This window comes from Halomonas flagellata, from assembly GCF_022487945.1.
GTDB classification, from domain to species: Bacteria; Pseudomonadota; Gammaproteobacteria; order Pseudomonadales; family Halomonadaceae; genus Halomonas; species Halomonas flagellata.
The window spans coordinates 144251-155704 of sequence record NZ_JAKVPY010000010.1; the positions used below are offsets into that span (position 1 = coordinate 144251).

Here is an 11454-nt window from a genome sequence, read left to right on the forward strand (position 1 = left end):
AACTTTGGGGTCAGACCCCAAAGGGGGCTTAGGGGTCTGACCCCTCAGGGGACTTCAGCGCGGCGAGAAGCGCCGCGTCAGCCCCATCTCGGCGATCATCCGGGTGGAGATCTCCTCCACCGAGAAGCGGGTGGTATCGATGAAGGGGATGTGCATCTGGCGGTAGAGCCCCTCGGCCTGGCCGACCTCCTGCACGCACTGGTCCATGGAGCTGTAGCGGCTGTTGGGGCGGCGCTCGTGGCGGATCGCCGCCAGGCGGCGGGCGTCGATGGTCAGCCCGAACAGCTTGTGGCGATGGGCCGCCAGGGCCCGGGGCAACCTGAGACTGCCGTCCTCGTCGAGGTCATCCTCGGTGAGCGGGTAGTTGGCCGCGCGGATGCCGAACTGCAGCGCCAGGTAGAGCGAGGTCGGCGTCTTGCCGCAGCGCGAGACGCCGATCAGGATCACGTCGGCCTTGCCGTACTGGTGGGTGTGGGCACCGTCGTCATTGTCCAACGCGAAGTGCACCGAGTGGATGCGGTCCATGTAGACCTCATCCTTGCCGATGGAGTGGGTGCGGCCCACGGTGTAGCTGGAGTGGGTCGCCAGTTCCTGCTCCAGGGGCGCGAGGAAGGTCGAGAAGATGTCGATCTTGAAGCCGATGGCGCCGCGGATCACCTCGCGGATCTTCTCGTCGACGATGGTATCGATGATGATCGGCTGTTCCCCGTCGTGAACGGCCGTGGCCTCGATCACCTCCGCCAGGGCGCGGGCCTTGTCGACCGAGTCGATGTAGGGCTTGGTGATCATGCGGATCTCGACGTTCTCGAACTGGGCCAGCAGGCTGCGGCCCAGGCTCTCGGCGGTGATGCCGGTGCCGTCGGAGATGAAGAAGGCGGTACGGGTCATGGTCGGTCCAGTCGCTCGGGCGGGAGATGGGGCCCATTGTCGATGCTGGCCAGGCCGCGGACAAGCGGCGGGACCATTCGTGCTCCCGGCCCTTGCCACTACAGAAAACCGGCGAATCGGCCGATTGTTGTAAAAATCCTCCAGTGACTTCGATGTTAGACCAATGGCGAATATGGTTGGCCGCTGTTAGAGTCGCGACCATCCCTTCATGCCCAAGCGACCGGCACCGTCATCCGGCATGAAGCACCTATCGTCGATATACTCGGAGGTCACGTGGACGATTACATTCTGTGGTTCGATCAGTTGGGCATGGACGACGTCGAGCGGGTCGGTGGCAAGAACGCCTCCCTCGGCGAGATGATCTCGAACCTCTCCGGTGCCGGTGTCACCGTGCCCGGCGGGTTCGCCACCACGGCCCACGCCTACCGGGAATTCCTCTCCCACGAAGGGCTCAACGACCGGATCAACCAGGCGTTGGCCCGGCTCGACGTCGACGACGTGGGCGAGCTGGCCCGCGTCGGCGCCGAGATCCGCCAGTGGGTGATCGACACCCCGCTGCCGCCGCTCTTCGAGGAGCACCTGCGCACGGCCTACGACAAGCTCGTCACCCAGCACCCCAACCTCAAGGCCGCGGTGCGCAGCTCGGCCACCGCCGAGGACCTGCCGGACGCCTCCTTCGCCGGCCAGCAGGAGACCTTCCTCAACATCGAGGGCTTCGACAATATCAAGCGCGCGGTGCACGAGGTGTTCGCCTCGCTGTTCAACGACCGCGCCATCTCCTACCGCGTGCACCGCGGCTACGCCCACGAGAACGTGGCGCTCTCCGCCGGCATCCAGAAGATGGTGCGCTCCGAGACCGGCGCCTCCGGCGTGATGTTCACCCTGGACACCGAGTCCGGCTACCGCGATGCGGTCTTCGTCACCGCCTCCTGGGGGCTGGGCGAGACCGTGGTGCAGGGGGCGGTCAACCCCGACGAGTTCTACGTGCACAAGCCGACGCTGGCCGCCGGCCGCCCGGCGGTGCTGCGCCGCAACCTGGGCTCCAAGCTGATCAAGATGGTCTACACCGACGATGCCAGCGCCGGCAAGTCGGTGGCCACCGTGGATGTTCCGCTCAAGGAGCGCGGACGCTTCTGTGTCAACGACGACCAGGTGATGGCCCTGGCCCGCCAGGCGGTGACCATCGAGCAGCACTACGGTCGCCCCATGGACATCGAGTGGGCGCTGGACGGCGACGACGGCCAGCTCTACATCGTCCAGGCGCGCCCCGAGACCGTGGTCTCCCAGCAGGAGGGCGGCAAACTCGAGCGCTTCCAGCTCAAGGAGAAGGGCCGCACCCTGGTGGCCGGCCGCGCCATCGGCCAGCGCATCGGCAGCGGGGCGGTGAAGATCGTCTTCTCGCCGGACGACATGGACAAGGTCAAGCCGGGCGACGTCCTGGTCACCGACATGACCGACCCCGACTGGGAGCCGATCATGAAGCGCGCCTCGGCGATCGTCACCAACCGCGGCGGCCGTACCTGCCACGCGGCGATCATCGCCCGCGAGCTGGGCATTCCCGCCGTGGTCGGCTGCGGCGAGGCCACCGAGCTGCTCCCCGAGGGCCGCGACGTCACCGTCTCCTGCGCCGAGGGCGATGCCGGCCACGTCTACGAGGGGCTGCTCGAGTTCGACCGCCGGGTGACCAGCGTCGACGCCATGCCCGAGATCCCCTTCAAGATCATGATGAACGTGGGCAACCCGGACCGCGCCTTCGGCTTCGCCGGCCTGCCCAATGCCGGCGTCGGCCTGGCACGCCTCGAGTTCATCATCAACCGCATGATCGGCGTGCACCCCAAGGCGCTGCTCGAGTACGACACCCTGCCGGCCGACCTGCAGCAGACCATCGACCTGCGTACCGCCGGCTACACCGATCCGGTCGGCTTCTACGTCGACAAGCTGGTCGAAGGCATCGCCACCCTGGCCGCCGCCTTCCACCCCCAGCCGGTCATCGTGCGCCTGTCGGACTTCAAGTCCAACGAGTACGAGAACCTGATCGGCGGCAAGCTCTACGAGCCCGGCGAAGAGAACCCGATGCTCGGCTTCCGCGGCGCCGCGCGCTACATCTCCGACTCCTTCCGTCCCTGCTTCGAGCTGGAGTGCCGGGCGCTCAAGCGCGTGCGCGAGGAGATGGGCCTGGACAACATCCAGATCATGGTGCCCTTCGTGCGCACCACCGACGAGGCCCGCGAGGTGGTCGAGCTGCTCGCCGCCAACGGCCTGGCCCGCGGCGACAACGGGCTCAAGGTGATCATGATGTGCGAGCTGCCGGCTAACGCCCTGCTCGCCGACGAGTTCCTCGAGTACTTCGACGGCTTCTCCATCGGCTCCAACGACCTGACCCAGCTCACCCTCGGCCTCGACCGCGACTCCGGCATCGTTGCCCACCTGTTCGACGAGCGGAACCCGGCGGTCAAGAAGCTGCTGGCCATGGCGATCCAGGCCTGCAAGGCCCAGGGCAAGTACGTCGGCATCTGCGGCCAGGGCCCGTCGGACCACCCGGACCTCGCCAAGTGGCTGATGGAGCAGGGCATCGACTCGGTCTCGCTCAACCCCGACGCCGTCCTCGAGACCTGGTTCATGCTCGCCGGCGAGACCCTCGGCTAAGTCCCCTGTGGGGTCAGACCCCAAAATTGACTTAGGGGTCTGACCCCGATGCAGGACCACGCCCGGCCGACGCGAGTCAGCCGGGCGTCTTGTATGCGTTTTCGCCTATGCTGTTACTCTCCTGACCCGTCAATGACCACAAGGAGAGTTGCCCATGACGACCCCCGCCATGCCCTTCCGCCGTCGCGTGCTGGTACCGGTCACCGCGGCGCTGATGATCGGCCTGCCGCTGTCGGCCCAGGCCGAGGTGGCCTTCCAGTACGACATCCCGGCCATCGCGCCGGAAGTCAGCTCCGGCTTCGAGGAGAAGCCGGGCTGGGCCACCGAGCGCTTCGCCGTGGCGGCGGCCAACCCGCTGGCCACCGACGCCGGCTATCAGGTGCTCAAGGCGGGGGGCAGCGCCATCGATGCGGCCATCGCCGTGCAGATGGTGCTGACCCTGGTGGAGCCGCAGTCGAGCGGCATCGGCGGCGGGGCCTTCCTGATGCACTTCGACGGCGAGGAGGTCACGGCCTTCGACGGCCGCGAGATGTCCCCGGGCGAGGTGGACGAAAGCCTCTTCCTGGACGAGGAGGGCGAGCCGCTGGCGTTCATGGATGCCGCCGCCAGCGGCCTCTCGGTGGGGGTGCCCGGCACGGTGCGCATGCTGGAGATGGCCCACAAGGAGCACGGCAAGCTGCCCTGGGCCGAGCTCTTCGCCCCGGCCATCGCCCTGGCCGAGCAGGGCTTCCCGGTCAGCCCGCGGCTGCACTCCAGCCTGGCGGGGGAGGAGCGGCTGCGCGACGACCCGCTCGCCGGTGGCTTCTACTACGATGACGACGGCGCGCCCCTGGCCGCGGGACACGAACTCAAGAACCCGGCGCTGGCGGCCATCCTGGGCGAGATCGCCGAGAACGGCAGCAAGGCGCTGCATACTGGCGCCATCGCCGAGGACCTGGTATTCCGGGTGCAGGAACACCACGAGCGCCCCGGCCGCCTGAGTCTCGAGGACCTGGCGAGCTATGCGGCCAAGGCGCGCGACCCGCTGTGTACCGACTGGCAGGCCTACAGCGTGTGCGGCTTCCCCCCGCCGTCTTCCGGCCACCTGACCGTGATGCAGATTCTCGGCATCCTCGAGCACCTGCCGGCCGTGGAGGAGCCGCTGGTGGACGGCCTGCCCGGCGAGGCCTGGCTGCACCAGTTCCTCGAGGCGTCCCGGCTGGCCTTCGCCGACCGCGGCAAGTACATCGCCGACCCGGCGTTCGTCGACCCCCCCGGCGGTGACTGGTCGAGCATGCTCGACCCCGACTACCTGGCCCTGCGCGCCGACCTGGTCGGCGACGAGAGCCTGGGCAGCGACGGGGCCGAACCCGGCAACCCCGGGAAGCTGGCCACCGCCTGGGCGGTACAGCCCGACCAGCCCGAGTACGGCACCAGCCATATCAGCATCATCGACGAGGAGGGCAACGCCATTGCCATGACCACCACCATCGAGTCGGCCTTCGGCTCGCGGATCATGGCCGACGGCGGCACCGGCCTGCCCGGTGGCTACCTGCTCAACAACGAGCTCACCGACTTCTCCTTCACCCCCGAGGACGAGAGGGGCACCCCCATCGCCAACCGCGTCGAGCCACGCAAGCGGCCGCGCTCTAGCATGAGCCCCACCCTGGTCTTCGAGCGCGACGGCGGCGAGCTGGTGGCGAGCCTGGGCTCCCCGGGCGGCGCGGCGATCATCCACTACACCGCCAAGGCGCTGGTGGCCATGCTCGATTGGGGGCTCGACGCCCAGCAGGCGCTCGACCTGCCCCACGCCATCACCCTGGGCGGGCCGGTGTTCCTGGAGGCGGGGCGCTACCCGGCCGCGACCCTGGAGGCGCTCAACGCCCGCGGCCATGACGCCAGCGAGCGCGAGCTGGTGAGCGGCCTGCAGGCGATCCAGCGCACCGAGGCGGGCTTCTTCGGCGGCGCCGACCCGCGCCGCGAAGGGGTGGTGATGGGCGATTAGGTCCTCAGCCAGTTGCGCAACTTGACCAGCAGCAGGGCGCCGTCGCTGAGGTCCCGGCGGTCGTCGATCAGCTCGGCGAGCAGCTCGGGGCGGTCGGTGATGATGGCATCGACCCCCAGGTCGATCAGCTGCGACATCCGCGTCCGGTTGTTGATGGTCCAGGCGTGCAATTCGTAGCCGTAGACCTGGGCGAGGCGGATCTCGTTCTCGGTGATGCGGTTGTGGCGCAACCCCAGGGCATCGAAACTGCGGCGATCCAGGGTGCCGGGCAGGATCAGCTGGGCCAGCAGGGTGGTCTTGAGGGCGGGTTCCCGCGCCTTGATCTCCGGCAACAGCGATGGCGACATGGTGGCCAGGCGCGTCTCGCCGATCACGTCCGGATCGCCGCAGGCCGCGGCCTCGAGGGCGTCGAGGGTGGCGCCCAGGCAGGCGGCACGTGCCTCGGCTTCCCGGTGCAGGGCCGCGATCACCTCCTCGACCAGGGCCACCTCGCGGCCCGGGTCGGGCTTCATGTCGATCATCAGGCGGCTGCGGCCGCGCACCGCCGCCAGCGCCTCGTCGAGGCCGGGAATCCGCTCGCCGACGAAGGCATCCCCGAACCAACTGCCCACGTCGAAGGCGGCCAGTTCCTCGCGGCCCAACTCGCGCAGGTCCCGGGGATCGCCGGTCAGCCGGGTGAGGCTGCGGTCGTGGTAGAGCACCACCTGCTCGTCGGCGGTGAGGCGCACGTCGATCTCCACGTAGTCGGCGCCATCCGCCACGGCGCGCTTCACCGCGGCCAGGGTGTTCTCCGGTGCGACCAGGGAACTGCCGCGATGGGCGATGTTGGTCACCCGGTCGCGAAGCTCGAAGCTGTTGACGATCAGCCAGGCCTGGAAGAGGGCAAAGGCGATCACGCCGAGCTCCACCCCCCAGGCCAGTCGACCCGGGTGGGCGTCCGCCGGCGGTGGGGCGGGGCGCGGCTCGCGATGGGCCAGGCGCAGGTAGAGGCAGGCACCGAGCAGGGCGTTGGCGGCGATGCCGACGAAGGTGATGGCGAGCGTCAGCAGCACATAGGCGGTGAGATAGCCGAACATGGCCGGGATGAGCACCGCGTTGCGCTCCGGCAGCCACCACAGCATCGGCGTGAAGACCCGGTCGAACAGGCTGGTGGCCAGGAACGGCAGGGCGATGATCACCACCAGCAGGGCGATCACCGCCACGGCGATGTGGTGGCGGCGGCTGCGGGTCAGGTGGTGGCTGCGGGTCAGGGCCTTCAGCGGCGAGAGGTTCTCGATGGCGACCAGCGGCAGGGCGAGGATCCAGCGGAAATAGAGGGTCGCGGCCAGCGCCACCCAGATCACCAGCAGCGGGCTGGCCACGGCGAGGAACTGCCACATCGCCGGCGGGCGTACGCGCTGCACGTAGTAGGGGTCCAGGCCGCCGAGGAAGGCGCCGTAGAGCCAGGCCACGGCGAAGGCCACCGGGATCAGCAGCAGCAGGTGGGTGCCGACCTGGACCACCACCAGGCCCGCCAGTGCGGGCAGGCGGTGCAGGGTCGCCCAGAGCGACTCGAAGGCGAGCCAGTAGTGGTTGTCCCGCGGGCGGATCGCCACCAGGATCATCCCGGCCTGCTGCAGGTAGAGCACCAGGAAGGTCAGGCCGATGGCCGCCAGCAGCCAGAGCACGCCGCCGGTGCTCATCAGGATGTCGACCAGCTCTGTGTTGGTCAGCACCGGCCTGCCGAACTGGCCGAGCAGGCGCCTGAGCGTCCAGGCCACCGCGGGCAGCACCAGGCTCGAGGCCAGCAGGGTGAAGAAGAGGTGGTAGGCCACCAGAGGACGCAGATGCTCGCGCAGGCTGCGCAGCACCGCGTGACTCAGTTGCGGAAGGGCCAGCATGGGCAGGGTGTCATGGTGGGTCGCATGACATCAGGGTGGCACCGCCAGGACCCGCCAGGCAAGTCGGCCGGATTCAGGCAGTTGGGGCAGTTGGGGTCAGACCCCTAAATCCGCTTTGGGGTCTGACCCCACAGGGTGGTTAGCCTTCCAGCGGCAGCCGCGCCTCGGCGACGAGGATGCCGTTGTTGTCGGCGTAGAGCCACTGGCCCGGGGTCAGGGTCACGCCGGCGAAGGTGACCGGGATGTCACGCTGGCCTTCGCCGCGCTTCTCGCTCTTGCGCGGGTGGGCGCCGAGCGCCTGGACGCCGAGCCCGGTCTCGGCCAGCACGTCGACGTCGCGCACGCAGCCGTACATCACCACGCCGGCCCAGCCGTTCTCCAGCGCCTGCTCGGCCAGCATGTCGCCGAGCATCGCGCAGCGCTGGGAGCCGCCGGCATCCACCACCAGCACCGCACCCTCGCCGGCTTCGCCGACCGCCTGCTTGACCAGGGAGTTGTCCTCGAAGCACTTGACGGTGCGGATCGGGCCGCAGAAGGCCTCGAGGCCGCCGAAGTTGATGAAGATCGGGTCGAGGACCCGGACCTCGGGGTGGGCGTCGCAGATGTCCGGGGTGATGATAGGACTCATGGGGGGCTCCTTGCTCATGGGATCGATGCCCGATGATGCCACGGATTTCGATTTTGGGGTCAGACCCCAAAGCGGATTTTGGGGTCTGACCCTGAGGAATCCTGAGGTCTCCGCCGCCAATCTCGCACCCCCTTTATGAGTGCTCGCTTATGGCGATGTAAGCGATCGGCTATGGTGCCGGCCGTCGATATCCGTAACCTGATCGGTGTGTCGTGCAACCGGCAAGACGCGCGGCAGAGGGCAGGGAGGCGCGGCCATGGTCGACCAGTCAGAGTCCGCGGCTTTCCTTCCCGGCATCTCCGGAACGAGCGGAACGCAAGGGAAGCGCATGAAGCTCACATCGCCTTTTCGCCTGCGCGATATCGACCTGCCCCATGTCGAGTCGCCGTACCAGGCTCGGGAGCGGGTCAGGCAGCAGGCCCAGGCCCCGGGCAACGAGCTCTGGACGCTCGGCGTCAACTTGAACCTCTCGTCATCCGAGGGGCAGCGCGGGTATCGACGGCTGCTGGAGCAGGTGGGCGAGGGCGACCTGGTCCTGGTCGAGGAGCATCCCCGTTCGCCGATCGTCGAGTGGGACGGCAGCCGCTGGGTGAAGGCCCCTGGTGTGCTGCCTTTCCACTACGAGAGCCTGCTCAGGCACCAGCTGCCCCGGCTCAATGAACGTGGCCTGGGCCCGGCCGAGGCCAGGCAGGCCCGGTATCCCGCCTGGGCGGTGTCGCGCCCTGCGTCGCCGCCCGAGCCACGGCGGGAGCCCGCACCACCACCACCGCCGGCGGCTCCCGAGCCACCGAGGGAGCGCATCCTCGAGATCGGCATCTTCTTCGATGGCACCGGCAACAACAGGGAGAACGACCGCCGGCGGACGGATCGCGATATCACCAATGTGGCCAAGCTGCGAGACTTGTACTTGGATGATGCCGAGAGTGGTTATTATCCTGTTTACGTCGACGGTGTCGGTACGGTCACTGGCCAGGTGGATCAGGGCGGGCTCGAGAACATGCGCAACCTCTCGGGGCTCGCCTTTGGCGTCGGCCCGGAAGGGGGCCATGCCCGTATCGAGCTGGCCCTGGATCAGCTCCGCCCGATCCTGCAGGGGAATGAAGGCACCACGGTGATCTTCGATGTGTTCGGCTTCAGCCGCGGCGCGGCCCTGGCCCGGCACTTCGTCAACCTGATCCATCGCTGGCCGGAGACGCTGCTGGTACCGGACTTTCGCCCGGGGCTGCCGACACCCCCAGTGCCGCTGCGCCGCATCGAGGCCCTCCCGCCCGGCTTCATCAGTTTTGCGCGAGATACCTCGTACTTCGAGTGCGAGGAGGGATAGCGCGGCGCCGTCAGGCGCCCCTGTTCTCGCTGCCCCCGCTCTTTGCTGGCTATCTATACAGTTTGTATTCTATGCTGCACGTCATGATGAAACGCGCCTACAAGTACCGTTTCTACCCGACGCCCGAGCAGGCGCAGCTGCTGGCCCGGACCTTTGGCTGTGTGCGTTTCGTCTACAACTCGGTGCTTCGCTATCGCACCGATGCCTTCTACGAGCACAACGAAAAGATCGGCTACACGGCGGCCAATGCCCACCTGTCGCGGATGAAGAAGGCCGACGAGACGGCCTTCCTCAACGAGGTCAGCTCGGTTCCGCTTCAACAGTGCCTTCGCCATCAGCAAACCGCCTTCAAGCACTTCTTTGAAGGTCGCGCCCATTACCCTCGCTTCAAGAGCAAACGGCACCGCCAGTCGGCGGAGTTCACCCGCTCGGCGTTCACCTATCGAGACGGACGACTGTTCCTGGCCAAGTGCAAGGAGCCTCTGGCGGTTCGCTGGAGTCGGGAGCTTCCCCGCGAGCCGACGACCGTGACCGTGTCCAAGGACTCGGCAGGTCGCTACTTCGTCTGCTGCCTGTGCGAGTTCGATCCCGAGACGCTGCCCGTGATTCCGAAGATCGTGGGCATCGATCTCGGCTTGAAAGACCTGTTCGTCACCAGTGACGGACATCGAATCGGCAATCCCCGCCATACGGCGAAATATGCGACCCGTCTCGCCAAGGCACAGCGCCGGCTGAGCAAAAAGAAGCTCGGCTCGAAGAACCGTGCCAAGGCCCGACAGAAAGTGGCGCGCCTTCACGCCAGGATCTCCGATTGCCGGATGGACCACTTGCACAAGTTGTCCCGCCAGATCGTTAACGAGAACCAAGTGATCTGCATCGAGTCCCTGAGGGTGAAGCACATGCTGCGCAGTCCGACCCTTGCCAAGTCGATCAGCGATGCCGGCTGGGGAGAGTTCGTCCGCCAGTTGGAGTACAAGGCGGCGTGGGCGGGCCGGCAGCTGTCGACCGTTGACCCGTGGTACCCCTCCAGCAAACGCTGTTCCGGCTGCGGCCACGTCGTGGACTCGCTACCGTTGCAGGTTCGCGAGTGGGAATGCCCTGAGTGCGCAGCGGAACACGACCGCGACGTGAACGCCGCGGTCAACATCAAAGCCGCCGGGCTGGCGGTGTTAGCCCTTGGAGAGAATGTAAGCGGCATGGGGCAAGTCTCCATGTCCGGTTCTCGGTGAATTGGGAATCCCCGTCCTTCAGGGCGGGGAGCAGTCAACCCCTTTCCCCAGGTCCGCTTCGTGGGGCTGTTCGATACCGTGGGCAGCTTCTATCTGCCCGGCAACGCCCGCAATCTCGACTTCAACCTGCACCTGGCGCCGGGAAGCGCCATGCGGGTCGTGCAGTTGACCGCCCACCACGAGATCCGCCGCAATTTTCCCCTCAGCAGCCTGGCCGATCCCCAGGGCAACCTGCCTGGCAGCTTCAGCGAGATCGCGCTGCCGGGAGCGCATTCGGATGTGGGCGGGGGCTACGAGAATCCCGAGGTGGATTTCGCCAACCACGAGGAGCTGCTGGTGCGCCGCCGGGGCGGGCTGGGCAGCAACGGGCGAACCATTCGCCTGGCGCAGGAGGAGGCCGCGGCACGGGGGCTGGAACTGCGCGTGGAGCCACCCGATGTGCTCGAGATCGAGCGCCGCGCCACCCGCAAGGAGCTGGCGATCCACGCCCTGCACCAGATGCATCGGCTGGTGCAGCAGATGGGTGTACCACTACTTCCCTTGACTTTATCGAATCCTAACCATGCTATTCCCCAGTCACTGCAGGGGGCTCTGGAAGCCTGTCAGAAAGCCGGCGCCCGTATAAAGGACGCCCGAAACTACCTGCAGGGCTATATCCATACCTCCCATCGACAGGAGAGCATGGGCCCATGCCCCGGAGGCTTCAGCCCGCCTCTTTCATCAGGCCCTTTGCTGAGCAGCACTTCCAGCATCTCAGCAACGCTCAGCCAGTTCCTCCACCATCTCGCTACCGAGCAGCGAGATTCTGATAGTGCGAGGCTTTTGAATCCCTGACTTGTCATTCCCATAGGCTATGAATCGCTGTCGATGGCCCG

The 11454-nt window shown here is 67.3% G+C and carries 8 protein-coding genes; 5 read left to right on the forward strand and 3 right to left on the reverse strand.

Annotated features, from left to right (window positions below; translation table 11 throughout):
• Positions 1-54 precede the first annotated feature (54 nt).
• Positions 55-888: a posphoenolpyruvate synthetase regulatory kinase/phosphorylase PpsR gene (gene ppsR, locus MKP05_RS10675; protein ID WP_240568255.1), complete on the reverse strand. Its 834-nt coding sequence runs from the start codon at positions 886-888 to the stop codon at positions 55-57.
• Between the two features lie 273 nt (positions 889-1161).
• On the opposite strand from ppsR, the gene ppsA reads away from it, so the two are divergent.
• Entirely contained in the window at positions 1162-3534 is a 2373-nt protein-coding gene (ppsA, locus tag MKP05_RS10680; protein ID WP_240568256.1) for a phosphoenolpyruvate synthase, read from the forward strand.
• A gap of 154 nt (positions 3535-3688) precedes the next feature.
• Positions 3689-5518, forward strand: a complete 1830-nt coding sequence (gene ggt, locus MKP05_RS10685; protein WP_240568257.1) for a gamma-glutamyltransferase — start codon at positions 3689-3691, stop codon at positions 5516-5518.
• Here the strand turns inward: ggt and MKP05_RS10690 are convergent.
• Entirely contained in the window at positions 5515-7398 is a 1884-nt protein-coding gene (locus MKP05_RS10690; protein ID WP_240568258.1) for a glycerophosphodiester phosphodiesterase family protein, read from the reverse strand. The two genes, ggt and MKP05_RS10690, sit on opposite strands and share 4 nt — an antisense overlap.
• Positions 7399-7537: 139 nt before the next feature.
• The gene (gene rraA / locus MKP05_RS10695; protein WP_240568259.1) at positions 7538-8026 is read right to left on the reverse strand and encodes a ribonuclease E activity regulator RraA; all 489 of its coding nucleotides are present in this window, start codon (positions 8024-8026) and stop codon (positions 7538-7540) included.
• A 328-nt stretch (positions 8027-8354) separates the two neighbouring features.
• Between rraA and MKP05_RS10700 the strand changes: the two genes are divergently transcribed.
• From MKP05_RS10700 to MKP05_RS21770, 3 genes are all read left to right on the forward strand, one after another.
• Positions 8355-9350, forward strand: a complete 996-nt coding sequence (locus tag MKP05_RS10700) for a phospholipase effector Tle1 domain-containing protein (protein ID WP_240568260.1) — start codon at positions 8355-8357, stop codon at positions 9348-9350.
• Positions 9351-9433: 83 nt separating this feature from the next.
• Positions 9434-10579, forward strand: coding sequence for an RNA-guided endonuclease InsQ/TnpB family protein (locus tag MKP05_RS10705; protein ID WP_240568268.1), 1146 nt, complete (start codon positions 9434-9436; stop codon positions 10577-10579).
• Positions 10580-10639: 60 nt separating this feature from the next.
• On the forward strand, positions 10640-11413 hold the full coding sequence (locus tag MKP05_RS21770) for a phospholipase effector Tle1 domain-containing protein (protein WP_338072351.1): 774 nt from the start codon (positions 10640-10642) through the stop codon (positions 11411-11413).
• Positions 11414-11454: the final 41 nt, after the last annotated feature.

Excerpts from the sequence above, each read along its gene's own strand:
- ppsR (WP_240568255.1), bottom strand. The coding sequence starts at position 888 with ATGACCCGTACCGCCTTCTTCATCTCCGACGGCACCGGCATCACCGCC.
- ggt (WP_240568257.1), top strand. The coding sequence starts at position 3,689 with ATGACGACCCCCGCCATGCCCTTCCGCCGTCGCGTGCTGGTACCGGTC.
- MKP05_RS10690 (WP_240568258.1), bottom strand. The coding sequence starts at position 7,398 with ATGCTGGCCCTTCCGCAACTGAGTCACGCGGTGCTGCGCAGCCTGCGC.
- rraA (WP_240568259.1), bottom strand. The coding sequence starts at position 8,026 with ATGAGTCCTATCATCACCCCGGACATCTGCGACGCCCACCCCGAGGTC.
- MKP05_RS10700 (WP_240568260.1), top strand. The coding sequence starts at position 8,355 with ATGAAGCTCACATCGCCTTTTCGCCTGCGCGATATCGACCTGCCCCAT.
- MKP05_RS10705 (WP_240568268.1), top strand. The coding sequence starts at position 9,434 with ATGATGAAACGCGCCTACAAGTACCGTTTCTACCCGACGCCCGAGCAG.